Raw genomic sequence first — 17,027 nt, 5'->3', positions numbered from 1 at the left:
TCAACGCTCGACCCGCTCGGTCCGCGGACGGTGCTCGGCGATCCGGGCGAAATCCTCGACGGTCAGCACCTCGCCCCGGGCGCGCGGGTCGACGCTGGCCGCGCGCAGCGCCTGCTCCGCCGCGGCACCGCTCCCGGCCCAGCCCGACAGCGCGGCGCGCAGCGTCTTGCGCCGCTGGGCGAAGGCGGCGTCGACGACCGCGAAGACCTCCGGGCGCGTGGCCAGCGTCACCGGCGGGTCGCGGCGCACCATGCGGACCAGTCCGCTGTCGACGTTGGGCGCAGGCCAGAAGACCGTGCGCCCGATGCGCCCGGCTCCGGTCACCTCGGCATACCAGCCGGCCTTGACGCTCGGCACCCCGTAGACCTTGCTCCCCGGGCCGGCGGCGAGGCGTTCGGCGACCTCGAGCTGGACCATGACGAGGACCGTCTCGAGCGTCGGGACGGTCGCGAGCAGGTGCAGGACGACCGGCACGGCGACGTTGTACGGCAGGTTGGCGACCAACGCCGTGGGCGCAGGACCGGGGATCTCGGCGACGCGCAGCGCGTCGGCGTGCACCACGTCGAGCCGGTCGAGCAGGTCCGGCGCGAGGTCGGCGACGGTCCTCGGCAGCTGCTCTGCGAGGACCGGGTCGATCTCCAGGGCCGTCACGTGCCGGGCGTGCGGCAGCATCGCCAGCGTGAGGGAGCCCAGTCCCGGGCCGACCTCGAGGACGACGTCCTCGGCGGTGATCTCGGACGCCCGGACGATGCGCCGGACGGTGCCCTTGTCGATGACGAAGTTCTGCCCCCACTGCTTGGTGGGGCGGATGCCGAGCCGGGCGGCGAGGTCGCGGATCTGCGCAGGGCCGAGCAGGGTCACGGCGGTGCTCTCCTCGGGCTCGCTCACGGCTGCATTATCCAGGGACGGACAACGCCCTGCACCCACCCGGTGGTCCGGTCACGATCGGGGCCGGAGATGCTGGAGCCATGAGCACCACCTACAGCCCGGAGCAGCCCGCGCGGGAGACCCTGGAGGCGGCCGAGGGGCCGGCCGTCGTCATGTTCGGCACCACCTGGTGCGGCTACTGCCGGGCGGCGGAGCGCTACGTCGACCCGGCCCTGGCCGAGCACCCGGACGTTCCGGTGCACGCCGTCGAGGACGGCCGCGGGCGGGCGCTGGGGCGTTCCTACCGGGTCAAGCTCTGGCCGACGCTGATCTTCCTGCTCGACGGCGTGGAGGTCGACCGGGTCGTCCGGCCGACCGGTCGGGAGGCCGTCGACGCCGCACTGGCCCGGATCGCCGCACCTGGTCCGCAGACCGGCGCAGCCCGCTGACGGCCGTACCGGTCCGCACCCCACCCCGGACCGCCGCGCGATGGCCGTCGTCAGCGGTCGGAGGTCCCCCGGGAGAGCAGCTCGTCAGGGTCGTTGATCCGGACCTGCGGCGCTTCGCGCGTCACGCCTCGCTCCCGCTCGGCCGCCTCGATCCGTCGCCAGCCGTCCGCGTCGACGAAGCGCACCCCGCGACCGTGCAGGAGTGCCGCCAGGTCCTCGACCCCCGGTCGAGGGCGCGCGGGCACCTCCTCCCCGACGGTCCGCCAGATCGTCTCCACCGTCCGTGCCGCCTCCGAGCGGTTGGTCCCGATGACGCCCGTCGGCGCGCGGCCCGCCCAGCCGACCACGAACTCGCGCCCGGCGACCCCGGGCTCGTTGCCGGTGACGAGCCCGTCCGCGTTGGGGATGGTCGAGGTGCTCTCGTCGTAGCGCAGGTCGGGCACCCGCGTGCCGTGGTAGCCGATCGCGCTCACCGTCAGGCCCGAGGTGAGGACGAGCGGCTCGCGCCCCGACCGCTCCAGGACGACCTCCGCCGCCCCGTCCGGCCCGGCCGGGCCGACCTCGACGACCTCGCTGCCGAAGTGGAAGACCACGAGCCGTGACAGGTCGTCACGTTCCTGCGTGCGGGCCGCCGCCTCGGCGAAGAGACTGAGCCGCTTGGCCACCTGCCGTCCCTCGACCCCGGACAGGTCGTCCGGGACGGGCGGCAGACCGGGCGGGTCGAGCTCGGTGCCCAGGCCGGGCACGGCGAGCAGCTCCCGGAGCATGGGCACGGAGAACTTCACGTCCAGGGCGCTGCGACGGATGACGAGGTGGACCTGCTCCACGCGGGCTCCCGAGTAGGCGAGGAGGACGTCGTCGGGCATCGCCGAGCGGCGCAGCTCGGCGGCGTCGAGCAGCAGCAGGCGCGCGACGTCGAGCGCGACGTTGCCACCACCCACGACGACCGTGGAACGGACCCCGGACAGGTCGAGCGCGGGGCAGCCGGGCAGGCCGGTGTACCACTCGATGAGAGGGAGCGAGCCGACCACTCCGGGGACGCCCAGCTCCCTGTCCCGGTCCACCCCGACGGCGTAGACGACGACGTCGTAGCGCTCGAGGAGCTCGGCGCGGCTCACGTCCTTGCCCACCGTGACGTTGCCGAAGAACCGCACGCCGTCCAGCTCGAGGGTGCGGGTCAGGACCTGGGCGACGGACATCGTCGAGTGGTGGTCGGGTGCCACGCCGTGCCGGACGAGCCCGAAGGGGGTCGGGTGGGCGTCGAGCACGTCGACCGCGTCGACCCGCTCGTCCTGCGCGAGGAGCGCGGCGGCATACATCCCCGCCGGACCGGACCCCACCACTGCGACGCGCACGGCTCCATTGTCCCCCGCCGCCGGCGAGGTCACCAGGGCCCGTAGACGCGCTCGCTGTTGTCGGAGAGCGCCCGGCACAGCTGGGGCACGCTGGTGTTGAGCGTCGCCGCCATCGCCCGCACCGTCAGCGGGATCAGGTAGGGCGCGTTGGCCCGGCCCCGGTGCGGGGTCGGGGTGAGGTACGGGGCGTCGGTCTCGACGAGCAGGTGCTCGACCGGCGTGACGGCCAGGGCGTCGCGCAGGCCCTTGGCCGACCTGAAGGTCACGGTGCCCGCGAAGGACAGGTAGTAGCCGCGGCGCACGCACTCCTGCGCCATCGCCATGTCGCCGGAGAAGCAGTGCAGGACCGTCCTCGCCGGTGCACCCTCCTCGGCCAGGATCCGCAGCACGTCCTCGTGGGCGTCCCGGTCGTGGATCTGCAGGGCCAGGTCCAGCTCCTTGGCCAGCGCGATGTGCCGGCGGAACGCGTGGTGCTGCGCCGCGACGCCCTCGGTCCCGGTGCGGAAGTAGTCCAGGCCGGTCTCCCCGATCACCCGGACCCGCTGGTGCCGGGCGAGGGCGGCGATCTCGTCGATCACCTCGTCCAGGTCGCCGGCCGTCTCGTGACCGGGTGCCTCGTTGGGGTGGATCGCCACGCCGCCCAGGACCGCGGGGTGGTCGTCGAGGACCGAGACCGTCCACCGCGCGGACCCGATGTCGCTGCCGATCTGCACGAGCCGGTCGACGCCGACGGCTGCTGCCTCGGCCACGACCTGCTCGAGCCCGACGAGGGGCGCGTCGTCGCGCCGGACGTCCAGGTGGCAGTGGTTGTCCGCCACCGGGATGGGCAGCGGGTCGGGCGCGGGGGGCCGCCCGGCGCGACGCTCGGCGGTCACGGCCGCACCCACCGGCGCCACGTCATACCCCGGCCCCGTCGACCAGCCCGAGCCGCGCCCGCTCCTCCTCGACCACCGACGGGTCGAGCTTGGTGAAGATCGGCGACGGCTTGGCCACGGGCGCGCCCACGGTGACGGGGCGGTGCTCCCAGCGGGGCGCCGAGGTGTAGTCGCCGGTGATGACCGGATAATCGCCGATCGACGGGTCGTCCAGGTCGCTGACCTCCTGGATCTGCGGCATCGGCTGGAAGATGCCCTCGCCTCCCAGCGCGTGGTGGACCGCGGTCGAGCTGTGCGGCAGGTAGGGCGAGAGGATGGTGTTGAGGTCGACGACCGCCTGGGCGAGCACGTGCAGCACCGTGCCGAGACGCTCGCGCTGGTCCTCCCCCTTGAGCTTGAACGGCTCGGTCGTGGAGACGTAGGCGTTGGCCTCACCGACCAGGCGCATCGCCTCGGCCAGCCCCGCCTTCTGCTTGTGGGCACCGATGAGGCCGCCGACGGCGCCGAACCCGGCGCGGACCTGCTCCAGCAGCGCCCGGTCGACGTCCTCGAGCTCGCCCGCGGCAGGGACCTGCCCGAAGTTCTTGGCGATCATCGAAGCGGTGCGGTTGACCAGGTTGCCCCAACCCGCGACGAGCTCGGTGTTCGTGCGCTTGAGGAACTCCGGCCAGGAGAAGTCGGAGTCGTGCGTCTCGGGCGCGGCGGCGGAGAGGAAGTAGCGCAGCGCGTCGGGCTGGTAGCGGTCCAGCACGTCGCGGACGTAGATGACGATCGAGCGCGAGGTGGAGAACTGCTTGCCCTCCATCGTGAGGAACTCGCTGGAGACGACCTCGGTGGGCAGGTTGAGGTGGCCGAAGGGGCCCTGCTCACCGCCTCTGCTGCCCTCCCCGTTGTGCGCGAGCATCTCCGCCGGCCAGATCTGGGAGTGGAAGGTGATGTTGTCCTTGCCCATGAAGTAGTAGGACAGCGCCTCCGGGTCGTTCCACCAGTCGCGCCACCGCTCCTCGTGGCCGTCCCCGAGCCGCCGGGCCCACTCGACGGACGCCGAGAGGTAGCCGATGACCGCGTCGAACCACACGTAGAGCTTCTTGGTCGGGTGCTCCGCCCACCCCGGCAGCGGGACGGTGATCCCCCAGTCGATGTCGCGCGTCATCGCGCGCGGGCGGATCTCCTGCAGGATGTTCGTGGAGAAGCGGATGACGTTGGGGCGCCACAGCCCACTGGCCTCGCGCCCGTCCAGCCACTCCCCCAGGGCCTCGGCGAGCGCCGGCAGGTCGAGGAAGAAGTGCTGGGTGTCCTTGAACTCCGGCGTCTCGCCGTTGATCTTGGAGTGCGGCTCGATCAGGTCGGTGGGGTCCAGCTGGTTGCCGCAGTTGTCGCACTGGTCGCCGCGCGCCTCGGCGTAGCCGCAGATCGGGCAGGTGCCCTCGATGAAGCGGTCCGGCAGCGTGCGGCCGGTCGAGGGGCTGATCGCCACCAGCTGCGTCTGCTCGACCATGTAGCCGTTGGCGTAGCAGGCCAGGAACATCTGCTGCACGACCTGGTGGTGGTTGGCCGTCGTGGTGCGCGTGTAGAGGTCGTAGGAGACCCCGAGAGCGACGAGGTCCTCGGCGATGAGCCGGTGGTTGACGTCGATGAACTCCTGCGGCGTCATCCCCGCCTTGTCGGCCTGCACCAGGATCGGCGTGCCGTGCTCGTCGGAGCCGCTGACCATGAGCACGTCGTGGCCGGCCATCCGCATGTACCTGCTGAAGACGTCGGACGGGACGCCGAAGCCGGCGACGTGGCCGATGTGGCGCGGACCGTTGGCGTACGGCCAGGCGACGGAGGTCAGGACGTGGGTCATGGGGCCACAGTCTAGGTCCGGTGCCTCCCCCTCCTTCCGGGCCGCTGCGTCACCTCGCGGCTCACAGCTCCAGTCGCGCGACCGCCTCCCCCTCGTCCCTCTCGCCGGTCAGCACGAACCCGAGCTGGAGGTAGAACGGCTCCGGGCCGCCGGGGTCCTGCACCCAGCTGGTCACCGCCACCGTGTGACCGGCGGCTCGCAGGTCCGCGGCCCACCGCTGAAGGGCACGCCTGCCGATGCCCCGGCCCTGGTGGCGCCGGTCGACGAGGAAGCGCCACAGGTAGGGCTCGGGGGTGCCCTCGTTGATCCCGTCGGCATACATGAGGAACCCGGCCGGCTCGCCGTCGGCCTCGATCCCGCGCAGCACGGGGAGCACGGGGTGGCCGCCCTCCGGCTCGGGGAAGAGCGCGTCGGTGTAGGAGTCGGCCATGGTGGCCACGAACCTCTCCTGCGTCCGGTGGGTGCGCAGCCGGCCGTAGGTCGCGGCGTTCTCGTGCGTGAGCTCGACCAGCCGCACGTCCTGGGGCGGCGTGCGCGGGCGGTCGCGCCAGGCCCGCCGCCCGTCCGCGGTCATCGAGTACCAGAGGTTGTCGTCCCACGCGCCGCGCCACCAGAAGGACTTCTCGGCGAGGTGCTCGAAGGTCATCCCGACCCGTTCCAGCAGCCGCGCCGAGGCGAGGTTGTCGGGGGAGAGCTCGGCCACGAGCCGGTGCACCCCCAGCCGGTCGACGAGGTCGTCGACGACCGCGCAGACCGCCTCCACGCCATACCCGCAGCCCTGGTGGGCGGCGGCGAGGGTGAAGCCGAGCTCGGCCACCCCGCAGTGCTCGTCGAGCCCGACGTAGAGGTCGCCGACCAGCTCGCCGTCGAGGTCGAGGGCCAGCTGGGTGCCCGTCCCCGGCACGACGTCCCTCCGGTCGGCGTGCGCGGCGACCAGCCGCTCGGCCCGCTCGCGCGGCCAGGGCAGATCCCAGTCCTGCAGACGCGCGACCTCGGGGTCGTTGCGGTATGCCGTGAGGACGTCGACGTCCTCCTCACGCAGCATGCGCACGAGGAGCCGCTCGGTCCGGATCGGGTACGGGGTGTGGCTCATCGCCTCATCGTCGGCACGGACGGCGCTCCGGCGCAACAGGGTTTGCGGACCTCGCCACCGGTTCCCGGGCCTCGGCTCTAGGGTCAGGAGCCAGCCGGGACCGCGACCAGCCCTACCTCGCCCGCAGGCCCGGTGACGGTGACGCGGTCCCGGCCCTCCTCACCAGGGACCAGCTCGGGCTGGCCGTCCAGCCGGAAGTGGACCACGTCGCGGTCCGACCAGGGCCACCAGTGCGCGCGCCACATGACCATGCCGCTGCCGTCCCCCGCCGGCGGGCCCTCGTCGTCGGAGACGCGCAGGAAGACCGTCCCGTCGGCCTCGAGGAGCTCCGGCCAGCCGTGGCTGTCGAGGGCGACCCGGTAGGTCGTGCCCAGGAGCGTCACCTCGCCGCCGGGGCCGACCCGTCCCTGCGTCGGGGTGGGCGCCCGCGTCTGTGCCGGCGACTGCTCGTGCCACGTCTCGCCGTCGGTCGACCACTCGACGGTGTAGACGAGATCCTGCGACTCCGGTCCGCCACCGGCCCAGTCGGAGACGAAGAGCACCATCGACCAGCCCCCCACCAGCGAGGTCAGGCGCGGCTCGGAGGCGCGCACCACCTCGCTGCCGTCGACGAGGACCTCCCGGGCAAAGACGGCCTGGCGCGGCAGCCGCGCGACGGTCGCGAGGTCATATCCTCCGCCCCGCCACCAGGGCCGGTCGACGCTGGAGACGGTGAGGGTGTCGACGTCGTACAGGCTCGCGCCGTCGGTGTACCCGGACACGTCCAGCTCGGGTATGCCGTAGACGGTGACCTCGACGCGCCCGTCGCGCAGGTGCTCCGTCTCCACCGCCGCCCCCTTCGCTGTCCACAGGGAGTGCTCGTCGAAGAACAGCACGTCCTCGGGCTCGTAGCCGGCGTCGTCGATGGCCACGAGGGCCAGCCGCTCTCCGGCGACGGTGACCTCCGCCCAGCCACGCGTCACGGCCGGGACCGGGTGCAGCTGGCCGTGCACCCCGGGCCTCGCCTGCCACACGACGAGGGTGCCGCGCACGCCCCGGTAGACCTCGACGCCGTCGGCGAGGGTCCGGCCCTCGGCGGTCTCCTCGAGGCCGTCCACCCGGAAGCTCGCCTCGGACCCTCCCGGACCACGACTCAGGGTCAGCGGCTGGACGTCGCCCACGAGCGCGAGCCCGTCGGGCAGCTCGACCGGCGACGGCTCGTCCACCTCCCAGGACCCGGCCGGGGAGACCTGCTGGGTCCAACGGAGACCGTCCCCGCCCTGTCCCATCCCGACCCAGGCTGCGACGAGCAGGACGAGGGAGGCGAGCGTCATACCCGAGGACAGGACGCGGCGGCGGCGGACGCGGCGCCGGGCGGTGGTCACGACCTCCGGGACCGAGACGTCCATGGGCGGCGTGGCCGAAGCCATCCGGTCGAGCAGCGCGGTGACGTCGCGGTCAGACATGGTCGGCCTCCTTGAGCACGTCGCGCAGGGCGCCCAGCCCGCGCGAGGTGTAGCCCTTGACCGCGCCGACGCTGACGCCCAGCGCCTCGGCGGTCTGCTTCTCGGACAGGTCCAGGTAGTGGCGCAGAACCACGCACTCGCGCTCGCGCGGGCCCAGGCCCTGCAGCGCCCGGACGAGGTCGACGAGGACCGGGTCCGGGGCGTGGCCGCCCGAGCGCTCCGCGTGGTCCTCGACGAGGACCTCCCGGCGGGTGCGCCGCCACCGGTCGGTGTGCAGGTTGGCCAGGACCCGGCGGGCGTAGGCGGCGGGCTGCTGGTGGCCGACGCGCGACCACCGCGTGTAGAGGCGGACCAGGGTCTCCTGGACGAGGTCCTCGGCGGTGTGCGGGTCGCCGGCCAGCATCCAGGCGGTCGTCAGCAGCCACGGCTTGGCGGCCGTCGCGAACGCGACGAACGTCTCCTCCTGCTGCCTGCGCACGACCGACCTCCTCCGACCCGTGACGGTCAACTGTGCCGTCCCACGGGTCCCCAACGCGCCAGGCCGCGCAAAGGTTGTACCGCGGTTGGGGCCTCCTACCGTCGGGTCACCTTCCCGGACATGCTGGCGACCGACTGCATGAAGATCGGCCGGGCCGCCACCCAGCCGGCGACCACGACCACGAGCACGCCCATGAAGACCACCAGCCCCCACCAGCTGGTCGGGTTCGGCTCGTCGTGCCAGGAGTACATCGCGTTGAGGTTGAGCCGCAGGTCGGTGACCAGGACCAGGGCGACGTGGGTGACGATGAAGACGACGAAGTAGAACATCGTCGGCAGGTGGAGGGCGCGGGCGAGCTCGACCGGGTAGACCTTCGAGATCTTCCACTCCGCGCGCCAGGCCGGCGACATGCGGATGCCGGTCACCGCCGCCAGCGGGGCCGCGACGAACACGGTCGTGAAGTAGGCCAGCACCTGCAGCGCGTTGTAGTTCAGGAACGGCTCGTTGACCGGGAAGTTCAGGGAGAGGTACTGCAGCGCGGCCGACACCGCGTTGGGGAAGACGTCCCAGCTCGTCGGCACGATGCGCCGCCAGCTGCCGGTCACGAGCAGCAGGACCCCGAAGAGGATGCCGTTGGGCACCCACAGCGCGTCCATGAGCAGGTGCAGCCACAGGTAGAGGCTCATCTTCGTCGGCGGCTTCCTGGTCTTGAACCGTCCGGTGTTGCGCCGCGTCCAGTAGGCCTCCGGCCGCTGCTGGACGCGCAGCAGCCAGCCGGCGCGGATGATGAGGACGATGAGGAAGAAGTTCAGCGCGTGCTGCCACTTCATCCACCAGGGGAAGCCCTCGGGAGTGCCCTCCGGCACCGCGGACGCGCCGGGGTAGGCCGCCAGGAACTCCTGGCCCGCCGACGAGCGCAGGAACCACTGCGAGCCGAGCACCGCCAGCACGAGCAGCACGGCGGCCAGCGGCAGCGCCCAGACCAGCGGGAACCAGCGGGACGCGCGCAGCGCGGACATCTTCGGCACGCGCGGCGGTGAGAGCTTCGTCATAATGCTCTATTTACCAGATGTCGCGTCCCGGACCGACGACGGGTCCGCTCCCGACACCCTGCCGATAGCCTGTCGCTCGTGCTCGACCACGTCACCGCCGTCCGCTACGTCACGCCCCTGCGCGAGGGCGGGTCGATGCCGGGCGTGGTCGAGGGCGCCGACCTGGGGACCTACGTCGTGAAGTTCCGCGGCGCCGGCCAGGGGGTGAAGGTGCTCGTCGCCGAGGTCGTCGTCGGCGAGCTGGCCCGTCGGCTCGGGCTGCCGGTCCCGCGCCTGGTCACGATCGACCTGCCGCCGGCGATGGCGCGCTACGAGGCCGACGCGGAGGTGCAGGACCTGCTCAACGCCTCCCCCGGCACCAACCTCGGCGTGGACCTGCTGCCGGGCGCTCTCGGGTACGACGGCTCGCACCCGCCCGGCGCCGAGCTCGCCGCGCAGATCTTCTGGCTGGACGCCTTCACCGCCAACGTCGACCGCACCTGGTCCAACCCCAACCTGTTGACCTGGCACCGCAGGACCTGGCTCATCGACCACGGCGCCGCGCTCTGGTTCCACCACTCCTGGCCGGGCCGCGCTCCCGACGCCGAGCGTTTCGCGCACCAGCCCTTCCGCGTCGGCGCCGACGACCACGTGCTCGGCGCGGTCGCGACCGACCTGCCCGGCGCCCATGCCACCCTCGCGCCGCGGGTCACCGCCGACCTCGTCGCCGACGTCGTGGACCAGGTCCCCGACGAGTGGCTCGAGACCACCGACCACCTGCCGGACACGGACGCGGTGCGCACGGCATACCTCGACCACCTGCTGGCGCGCGTGGCGATGCCGCAGGTCTGGCTGCCGGGAGGCGGTTCGTGACCACCGTCGACTACCAGTACGTCGTCCTGCGCCTCGTCCCCCGCGTCGAGCGCGAGGAGTTCGTCAACGTCGGAGTGGTGCTCTACAGCCAGGAGGCGGACTTCCTTGAGGCCGCCTTCGAGCTGGACGGGGCGCGGGTGCTCGCGCTGGCGCCGGACCTCGACCTCGACGCGGTGCGCGCCGCGCTGGAGACGGTATGCCGTGTCGCCGCCGGCGAGCGCTCCCCCGGCACCCCGCCGCCGGGGCGCCCCGGGCCGCGGTTCGGCTGGCTGAGCGCTCCACGGAGCACCATCGTGCAGCCCGGGCCGGTGCACGGCGGGACGACGCAGGACCCTGCCGCCACGCTGGAGCACCTCGTGGGCGTGCTGGTGCGAACGAGGTGACCCGCCCTGACCGACCTGTGCACCGTTTCCGGACTTATGCCTAGGAAATACCTCGCGCACACGTCGTTCTACGGTGCACAGGTCCGCTGGTCGGCCACCCGCTGTCAGCCGCGCGAGGCCGGCCGGAGGTCCGGCTCGCCGTCACCGTCGAGGTCAAGGCAGGGTACCGCGGCGGCCGGCGAGACGCCGTCGGGGACGCTCACGTCGGCGGTCCACACCTCAACCCCCCCGACCGGGCCCTGATAGGTGGTGGACGCGTGCACCTCGACCCCCGGACCGGCGATCAGCTCCGGGTCGGACCCGGCAGGGAGCACCGCGACGAGGTCGTAGCGGGACGGCTCGTCGGGGCGCTGCAGCTCGGCGAGCGTCTGGCCGACGATGCCTGCGCGCAGCCCGCCGCCGTCCGAGGCGTCGCCCTTCTCGTAGAGCAGCCAGCCGTCGGCGCCCACGGTGACGACGAGGCCGGGGTCAAGGACCAGGTGGCCGCTGGGTGAGGCGCCCATGAGCGTCCACGTGTTGACGGCGGAGGTGGCCGAGCGCAGGGCCAGCTGCACGCCCTTCTCGATCGTCCCCGGCGGCACCGCCACCACCCGCACCGCACCGGCCTCCGTGGGCACCGAGACGGTCGCCCCGAGCAGCCACGGTGCCGGGTCGGCACCGTCGCCCTTGCGCAGGACGGGGACCACCACGTCGCTGTCCAGACCGGCGGGCAGCACCAGCAGGTCGTCGCCCGGGGCGTCGGCCGGACGGCGGTAGAGCCGGGCGTCACCGAGACTCGACCCGCCCACCTGCACGAGCTGCTGCCCGTCGACGGAGGGCACGACCTTCCCGTCCGCGACCAGCAGCTCGACGCCCTCGCCGAGAGTCCCGGCCGGCGGCGCCCAGCGCTCGACCTCCCCGCCCCGCTCGAGCCCGACGCCCGTCACCTCGAGGCCGTCCTCGGCGTCGACCGCCAGGAGCGTGACGAGGCGGCCGTCGTCGAGCGCCACCTGGGCGAGGTCCGTCGGCGCGACCCACCGGGCGGCCCCGTCCCGCGTGACCTCCACCCGGGCGTCGGCCCGGACGGTCGCGTCGGTGTCCCAGCCCTCCGCGAGCACGACCAGGCTGCCACCGACCGGTTGCACCGCGAAGGCGCCACCGGCCCCGAAGGTCGCCTCCGGCTCGTCCGTGTCGCGCCGCCACAGGGTGACCTCCCCCTGTCCCTCGCCTGGCTGCGCCACCAGCGCGGTGCCGTCCACGTCCAGCACGTTCAGGTCCTCGACGTAGGCGTCGAAGGTGGAGGACGTGCCACCGAGCGTGAACCTCACGTCCGACGGCGGCCTCTGCCCCGCGTCCTCGCGGACGACCAGGGCCAGGGGGCGGTCGAGAAGCGTCGTCGCGACCCAGTCGACCCCGCGCTCGTCCTCGTCCGCGGTCCCCTCCACCTCGGAGCCCTCCGGCAGCACGAGCACCCGGGTCTCGGTGCCGCCCGAGGAGAGCGCGCCGGAGGAGAAGGCCTGGGCCGGTCGGTCGCCGAGCTGGGTGAGCACGGGTTCCTGGTCGTCGACCGCCCAGCCCACGACGCCGCGCCGTTCGTCGGCGAAGGCGTGCAGACGGTGCCCGGCCGTCCCAGCCCCGACCCACCGGACCGGTGCGCCCGAAAGCGCCACGGCGCGGTCCCGGCCCACCAGGTAGACGTCCACCAGCTGCTCCGGGAGCGGCACCACGTCCGCCGACCACACGGCATAGGCGAGCTGTTCGCCGCCGACCTCCGCGTGCTGCACGTTCGCCGGCCCGCCGGGGTCGTGCGGCCCGACCAGGGGCACCGAGGCGACAACACCGTCCGGCTCGGCCCAGACCGCGACGGTCATCCGCTCGCCGGAGAAGACGTCCAGGCCCGGCACCGGCGAGGCCGCCGGGACTCTCTCCACCACGCCACCGCCGTCGGAGAGGACCAGCGTGACCGGCCCCTGGCCCGACGCGCGCGACAGCTCCGCCGCGTAGGAGTGCCCGACCTGGTCCTGGTCGACCGTGTGCACTCCGGTGAACAGCGTGCCCTCCACGGTCTCGCCCGGCTCCCACAGCGTCGACGCCGGCTGGATGTCGGTCGTCCCGGTGAGCATCCCGGACCCACCGCCGGCGAGGCCTCCCCACACGGCGGCCACCACGGCAAGGGACCCGACGGCCACGCCGATCCCGGTCGCGCGGCGCCTCCGGACACGCCCCCTGCCCGCCTCGAGCATCGCCTCCCCGGTCAGGTGCATCGGGGGTGCGTCGTGGACGGCCCGGTCGAGCAGCTCGCTCAGCTGATGTTCAGACATGACGCTCCACCTCGGTCACGGCGAGCAGCGGGCGCAGTCCCGCCAGCCCCTTGGACGTATAGCTCTTGACGCTGCCCACGCTGATCGCCAGCGTGGCGGCGGTCTCCTTCTCGGACAGGTCCAGGTAGTGCCGCAGCACCACGCACTCGCGCTCCCGCGGCGACAGCCGCTGCAGCGCGCGCACCAGGTCCGTGGTCATCGGGTCGCAGGTGTATGCCGTCTCCGGCACCTCCCCCCGCAGCACCTCGCGACGGCGCGAGCGCCACCGGTCGGTGTGCAGGTTGCTCAGGACCTTGCGCCCGTAGGCCAGCGGCTGCCCGTCGCGCACCTTGCGCCACCGGACGTAGACCCGCACGAAGGTCTCCTGGACCAGGTCCTCGGCGGCGCTCCCCTCGCCGGTGAGCAACCAGGCGTAGGCGAGCAGCGTCGATCTGGACGCGTCGACGAACTCGACGTATGCCGCGTCGTCCTCATCCTTGGTCTGCACCGAGCCTCCTGGTCTCATCCTGTCCTGCCCTCGCACCGGTAACGGAACGAGGGCAGGAAAGGTTGGGGGCAGGGCGGAGGGGTCCGGGTCAGCGCACCGCCGCCGACCGGGAAGAAGCACGGCATACCCCGTGGTTGACTGTGGACGACCGCCCCCCGCCGGGGGACGGCCGAGAGACGAAAGGCGAGGCCGTCGCATGCTCGCTGCCCTCACCGGAGCCGGCCTGTCCGCGGCCGCGGGGCTGAACGCCTACATCCCGTTCCTCCTCGTGGCGCTGATCGCCCGGTTCACCGACGTCATCACCCTGCCGCACCAGTACGCCTGGATCGAGTCCAACTGGGCGATCGGGATCGCGGCGGCGCTGCTGCTCTCCGAGGTGGTCCTCGACAAGGTCGCGGTCGTCGACCACCTCAACGACGCCGTGGGCACCTTCGTGCGCCCGGCGACAGGGGGGCTGATCTTCGCCGCGACCACGGCGGCGGAGGACTTCGAGAAGAGCTCCTCGTTCCTGGCCGACAACCCCTGGGTGGGCGTCCTGCTCGGCATCATCACCGCCGGGATCGTGCACACCGGCAAGGCGGTCACCCGGCCGGTCGTCAACGTCGGCACCGCCGGGCTCGGGACGCCGGTCGTCTCCGCGGCCGAGGACGGCGCGTCGGTGACGCTGAGCCTGGTGGCGATCTTCCTGCCGGTGCTCGTCATCTTCCTGCTGCTGCTCCTGCTGTGGGGCGGCTTCGCCCTGTGGCGACGGCGCTGGCAGCGTCGCAGGCGTCGCGACCAGCTGATGGCCGACGCCGGCTACAGCTGAGGCCACTCCCCTGCGCGGCGCCCGGCGGAGCCCCTGGGTCAATAAAGTGATATCATTTTGATCTCACATTGATCCGAAGGGGTGCACCATGACCGAGCCGACCACGCAGCCGCAGACGGACGAGTCCACGGGCGGCGAACCCGCGGGCCGCCCGGTCGGTCCCGACGGGACCCGCGTCGACATCACCGAGCGCCGCGCCTGGTCGGTCGACGGCTTCGGCGGGCTGGTGCTCGCGCTCGCCCTGCTGGGGGTGGGCGTGTGGCAGTTCGCCGTGGGGGCGATCGCGGCCGACGCGGGCGAGGGCGGGGCCGCCGGCCTCACCATCGGCAGCATCCTGGCCCTGGTCGCGATCCTGCTCCTGGCCTCGCTGACGATCGTCGCCCCCGGGCACACCAAGGTCGTCCAGTTCTTCGGCCGCTACATCGGGACGGTGCGCCGGCCCGGGCTGCGGATGACGGTGCCGCTGAGCACCCGCAAGAACGTCTCGGTGCGCGTGCACAACTTCGAGACCCACGAGCTCAAGGTCAACGACGCCGACGGCAACCCGATCAACATCGCCGCGATCGTCGTCTGGCAGGTCGCCGACACCGCCCGCGCCACCTTCTCGGTGGAGGAGTACGAGGACTTCGTCGCCGTCCAGGCCGAGTCGGCGCTGCGCCACGTGGCGATGAGCCACCCCTACGACGCCGACGCCTCGGCGGTCAGCCTGCGCGGCGACACCGACGTCATCTCCGGAGAGCTGGCCACCGAGGTGGCCGAGCGCATCACCCTCGCCGGCCTGGAGGTCATCGAGGTGCGGATCTCGGCGCTGGCCTACGCCCCGGAGATCGCCCAGGCCATGCTGCAGCGCCAGCAGGCCTCGGCGATCATCGCCGCCCGCGAGAAGATCGTCGAGGGCGCGGTCGGCATGGTGGAGAACGCCCTGCACAGGTTGGAGGACAAGGGGCTCGTGGACCTCGACGACGAGCGCCGCGCGGCGATGGTCTCCAACCTGCTCGTGGTGCTCTGCTCCGAGCGCGGGACGACCCCCGTCGTCAACGCGGGGTCGCTCTACGCCTGAGCGGCGGAGCCGGACGCACCGACCCGTGAGCGGACCTGAGATGAGCGAGGAGCAGGAGGACCGCCCGCCCAGGCGCCGTGCCGGGGCGGAGCGCAAGTCCGTCCTGCTGCGCCTGGACCCGGCGGTCCACGAGGCCCTGCAGCGGTGGGCGGCCGACGAGCTGCGCAGCGTCAACGCCCAGGTCGAGCTGCTGCTGCGGGACGGCCTGCGACGCGCCGGGCGCGCACCGCGCGACGCCGGCCCGCTGCCCCGTCGCGGGCGTCCGCCCAAGGGGCAGCGCGGCGACCGCTCCTAGACGTCGGTCGCCGGGCGGGCCGCCGCTGAGGCGGGCCGCAGCAGCGCGACGGTCAGCCCGCACACCGCGACCAGCGCCACGAGGGCCACCCCGAGCAGGATGATCGCACCCACGACGTAGAGGCCGGTCTCGTCGGTCGGCCCCACCACACGCACCCACGCGACCGTGGCCCACACGGCCCCCACGAACGAGACGATCGCCGCGATCCCGCTCAGGCCCGAGGCCCGTCGGCCGTTGCCCAGCCACCCGAGCAGCGTTCCGAGCACGCCGCCGCCGAGCGCGACCGCACCGGCGCGCACCATGTCCCCGGTCGAGTAGGCGCCGGAGGCGGCGTGCAGGACGGTCGTGACCGCATACCCCGCGACCCAGGCGGCCACCGCCCCGCCGAGCAGGCCGGACAGGATCGCCCGCCAGTTGATCACCACGTGCCGACCTCCAAGTCCCAGCGCGCCTCCACCTCGAGGCGTCGGACCAAGTCTGTCGCCGGTCGGCCTCGTGTCAAGACCGCGCGGTCGGTCAGCGGGCGGCGAGGGCGCCGTCGTAGAGCTCCTTGACCGACAGGCCGGTCGCCGCGGCGACGTCCCGGCACACGTCCTTGAGCCGCTCGCCGGCCGCCACCCGCGCCAGCACCTGGGGGATGACGTCCTTCGCCTCCTGCGGCCCGCCCGCCAGCGGGTCCGCCCCCGCCACCACGACGGTGATCTCCCCCCTGACGCCCTCGGCGGCCCAGGTCGCGAGCTCGGCGAGCCCTCCGCGGCGGACCTCCTCGTAGGTCTTGGTCAGCTCCCGGCACACGGCCGCCGGCCGGTCCTCCCCCAGCGCGGAGGCCATCGCCGTCAGCGTCGCCGCGAGCCGGTGCGGCGCCTCGAAGAAGACCATCGTGCGCGGCTCGGCGGCCAGCGCGGCCAGGACCCGTGCGCGCTCCCCCTGCCTGCGGGGCGGGAAGCCCTCGAAGCAGAACCGGTCGACCGGCAGCCCGGACAGGGCCAGCGCCATGAGGACCGCCGACGGGCCGGGCACGCCGGTGACCGGCAGCCCCTCCTCGACGCACGCGGAGACGAGCCGGTAGCCGGGGTCGGAGACGGACGGCATGCCCGCGTCGGTGACCAGCACCACCCGGTCCCCGGCGGCGATCCGGGCGAGGAGGTCGGGCGTGCGGGAGGCCTCGTTGTGCTCGTGGTAGCTGACGACCTCGCCGCCGACCCGGACCCCGAGCCGCTCGGCCAGCCGGCGCAGCCTCCGGGTGTCCTCGGCCGCGACGACGTCCGCCCCGGACAGCTCCTGCAGCAGCCGGGGGCTGGCGTCCCGCGGGTCCCCGATCGGGGTGGCGGCCAGGACGAGGGCTCCGGTGGTCATGGGGTGCAGGCTACGACGCACGGACC

General features: G+C 73.3%; 18 protein-coding genes. 6 read left to right on the top strand and 12 right to left on the bottom strand.

Annotated features, from left to right (window positions below):
* Complete coding sequence (rsmA, locus tag DV701_RS15240) at window positions 1-888, bottom strand: 16S rRNA (adenine(1518)-N(6)/adenine(1519)-N(6))-dimethyltransferase RsmA (protein WP_228255068.1); 888 nt, start codon at window positions 886-888, stop codon at window positions 1-3.
* An 80-nt stretch (window positions 889-968) separates the two neighbouring features.
* Between rsmA and DV701_RS15235 the strand changes: the two genes are divergently transcribed.
* A complete protein-coding gene (locus tag DV701_RS15235; protein WP_114929490.1) occupies window positions 969-1,316 on the top strand; it encodes a thioredoxin family protein in 348 nt (115 codons plus the stop codon).
* A gap of 50 nt (window positions 1,317-1,366) precedes the next feature.
* Here the strand turns inward: DV701_RS15235 and DV701_RS15230 are convergent, their stop codons facing one another.
* The 7 genes from DV701_RS15230 to DV701_RS15200 all read right to left on the bottom strand — a co-directional run bounded on the left by DV701_RS15230 (window position 1,367) and on the right by DV701_RS15200 (window position 9,460).
* Window positions 1,367-2,671 carry an FAD-dependent oxidoreductase gene (locus DV701_RS15230; protein ID WP_162803074.1) on the bottom strand — a complete coding sequence of 435 codons (1,305 nt, stop codon included), beginning with the start codon at window positions 2,669-2,671 and terminating at the stop codon, window positions 1,367-1,369.
* A 29-nt stretch (window positions 2,672-2,700) separates the two neighbouring features.
* Entirely contained in the window at window positions 2,701-3,546 is an 846-nt protein-coding gene (locus DV701_RS15225) for a TatD family hydrolase (RefSeq protein ID WP_114931241.1), read from the bottom strand.
* A 22-nt stretch (window positions 3,547-3,568) separates the two neighbouring features.
* Window positions 3,569-5,392 carry a methionine--tRNA ligase gene (gene metG / locus DV701_RS15220; protein ID WP_114929486.1) on the bottom strand — a complete coding sequence of 608 codons (1,824 nt, stop codon included), beginning with the start codon at window positions 5,390-5,392 and terminating at the stop codon, window positions 3,569-3,571.
* 61 nt (window positions 5,393-5,453) lie between these two features.
* On the bottom strand, window positions 5,454-6,485 hold the full coding sequence (locus DV701_RS15215) for a GNAT family N-acetyltransferase (RefSeq protein ID WP_114929484.1): 1,032 nt from the start codon (window positions 6,483-6,485) through the stop codon (window positions 5,454-5,456).
* An 83-nt stretch (window positions 6,486-6,568) separates the two neighbouring features.
* On the bottom strand, window positions 6,569-7,930 hold the full coding sequence (locus DV701_RS15210; RefSeq protein ID WP_114929482.1) for a hypothetical protein: 1,362 nt from the start codon (window positions 7,928-7,930) through the stop codon (window positions 6,569-6,571).
* Window positions 7,923-8,408, bottom strand: a complete 486-nt coding sequence (locus DV701_RS15205) for a SigE family RNA polymerase sigma factor (protein ID WP_162803073.1) — start codon at window positions 8,406-8,408, stop codon at window positions 7,923-7,925. The genes DV701_RS15210 and DV701_RS15205 overlap by 8 nt, the downstream gene beginning before the upstream one ends.
* Window positions 8,409-8,503: 95 nt before the next feature.
* Complete coding sequence (locus DV701_RS15200) at window positions 8,504-9,460, bottom strand: cytochrome b/b6 domain-containing protein (RefSeq protein WP_228255067.1); 957 nt, start codon at window positions 9,458-9,460, stop codon at window positions 8,504-8,506.
* A 78-nt stretch (window positions 9,461-9,538) separates the two neighbouring features.
* On the opposite strand from DV701_RS15200, the gene DV701_RS15195 reads away from it, so the two are divergent.
* Window positions 9,539-10,312 carry a HipA family kinase gene (locus DV701_RS15195; protein ID WP_114929478.1) on the top strand — a complete coding sequence of 258 codons (774 nt, stop codon included), beginning with the start codon at window positions 9,539-9,541 and terminating at the stop codon, window positions 10,310-10,312.
* On the top strand, window positions 10,309-10,695 hold the full coding sequence (locus DV701_RS15190; protein WP_114929476.1) for a DUF3037 domain-containing protein: 387 nt from the start codon (window positions 10,309-10,311) through the stop codon (window positions 10,693-10,695). The genes DV701_RS15195 and DV701_RS15190 overlap by 4 nt, the downstream gene beginning before the upstream one ends.
* A gap of 104 nt (window positions 10,696-10,799) precedes the next feature.
* Here the strand turns inward: DV701_RS15190 and DV701_RS15185 are convergent, their stop codons facing one another.
* Together DV701_RS15185 and DV701_RS15180 are read right to left on the bottom strand one after the other, a co-directional pair.
* Window positions 10,800-12,995, bottom strand: a complete 2,196-nt coding sequence (locus tag DV701_RS15185; RefSeq protein WP_114929474.1) for a hypothetical protein — start codon at window positions 12,993-12,995, stop codon at window positions 10,800-10,802.
* Complete coding sequence (locus DV701_RS15180; protein ID WP_228255066.1) at window positions 12,988-13,482, bottom strand: SigE family RNA polymerase sigma factor; 495 nt, start codon at window positions 13,480-13,482, stop codon at window positions 12,988-12,990. The genes DV701_RS15185 and DV701_RS15180 overlap by 8 nt, the downstream gene beginning before the upstream one ends.
* Before the next feature lie 196 nt (window positions 13,483-13,678).
* On the opposite strand from DV701_RS15180, the gene DV701_RS15175 reads away from it, so the two are divergent.
* From DV701_RS15175 to DV701_RS15165, 3 genes are all read left to right on the top strand, one after another.
* Window positions 13,679-14,290 carry a DUF4126 domain-containing protein gene (locus tag DV701_RS15175; protein ID WP_114929470.1) on the top strand — a complete coding sequence of 204 codons (612 nt, stop codon included), beginning with the start codon at window positions 13,679-13,681 and terminating at the stop codon, window positions 14,288-14,290.
* An 88-nt stretch (window positions 14,291-14,378) separates the two neighbouring features.
* Window positions 14,379-15,350 carry an SPFH domain-containing protein gene (locus tag DV701_RS15170; protein ID WP_114929468.1) on the top strand — a complete coding sequence of 324 codons (972 nt, stop codon included), beginning with the start codon at window positions 14,379-14,381 and terminating at the stop codon, window positions 15,348-15,350.
* Window positions 15,351-15,390: 40 nt separating this feature from the next.
* The gene (locus tag DV701_RS15165; protein ID WP_114929466.1) at window positions 15,391-15,645 is read left to right on the top strand and encodes a hypothetical protein; all 255 of its coding nucleotides are present in this window, start codon (window positions 15,391-15,393) and stop codon (window positions 15,643-15,645) included.
* Here DV701_RS15165 and DV701_RS15160 read toward each other — a convergent pair.
* Both DV701_RS15160 and rsmI read right to left on the bottom strand, forming a co-directional pair.
* Window positions 15,642-16,070: a hypothetical protein gene (locus DV701_RS15160; RefSeq protein WP_114929464.1), complete on the bottom strand. Its 429-nt coding sequence runs from the start codon at window positions 16,068-16,070 to the stop codon at window positions 15,642-15,644. The two genes, DV701_RS15165 and DV701_RS15160, sit on opposite strands and share 4 nt — an antisense overlap.
* Before the next feature lie 91 nt (window positions 16,071-16,161).
* On the bottom strand, window positions 16,162-17,001 hold the full coding sequence (rsmI, locus tag DV701_RS15155) for a 16S rRNA (cytidine(1402)-2'-O)-methyltransferase (protein ID WP_114929462.1): 840 nt from the start codon (window positions 16,999-17,001) through the stop codon (window positions 16,162-16,164).
* Between the last annotated feature and the right edge of the window lie 26 nt (window positions 17,002-17,027).

The organism is Ornithinimicrobium avium (genome assembly GCF_003351765.1).
GTDB lineage: Bacteria > Actinomycetota > Actinomycetes > Actinomycetales > Dermatophilaceae > Ornithinicoccus > Ornithinicoccus avius.
The sequence above is the reverse complement of the archived record's forward strand: the minus strand, read 5'-3'. Positions and strand labels throughout refer to the sequence as shown.

Excerpts from the sequence above, each read along its gene's own strand:
- DV701_RS15235 (WP_114929490.1), top strand. The coding sequence starts at position 969 with ATGAGCACCACCTACAGCCCGGAGCAGCCCGCGCGGGAGACCCTGGAG.
- metG (WP_114929486.1), bottom strand. The coding sequence starts at position 5,392 with ATGACCCACGTCCTGACCTCCGTCGCCTGGCCGTACGCCAACGGTCCG.
- DV701_RS15215 (WP_114929484.1), bottom strand. The coding sequence starts at position 6,485 with ATGAGCCACACCCCGTACCCGATCCGGACCGAGCGGCTCCTCGTGCGC.
- DV701_RS15210 (WP_114929482.1), bottom strand. The coding sequence starts at position 7,930 with ATGTCTGACCGCGACGTCACCGCGCTGCTCGACCGGATGGCTTCGGCC.
- DV701_RS15200 (WP_228255067.1), bottom strand. The coding sequence starts at position 9,460 with ATGACGAAGCTCTCACCGCCGCGCGTGCCGAAGATGTCCGCGCTGCGC.
- DV701_RS15185 (WP_114929474.1), bottom strand. The coding sequence starts at position 12,995 with ATGTCTGAACATCAGCTGAGCGAGCTGCTCGACCGGGCCGTCCACGAC.
- DV701_RS15175 (WP_114929470.1), top strand. The coding sequence starts at position 13,679 with ATGCTCGCTGCCCTCACCGGAGCCGGCCTGTCCGCGGCCGCGGGGCTG.
- DV701_RS15170 (WP_114929468.1), top strand. The coding sequence starts at position 14,379 with ATGACCGAGCCGACCACGCAGCCGCAGACGGACGAGTCCACGGGCGGC.
- DV701_RS15165 (WP_114929466.1), top strand. The coding sequence starts at position 15,391 with ATGAGCGAGGAGCAGGAGGACCGCCCGCCCAGGCGCCGTGCCGGGGCG.
- rsmI (WP_114929462.1), bottom strand. The coding sequence starts at position 17,001 with ATGACCACCGGAGCCCTCGTCCTGGCCGCCACCCCGATCGGGGACCCG.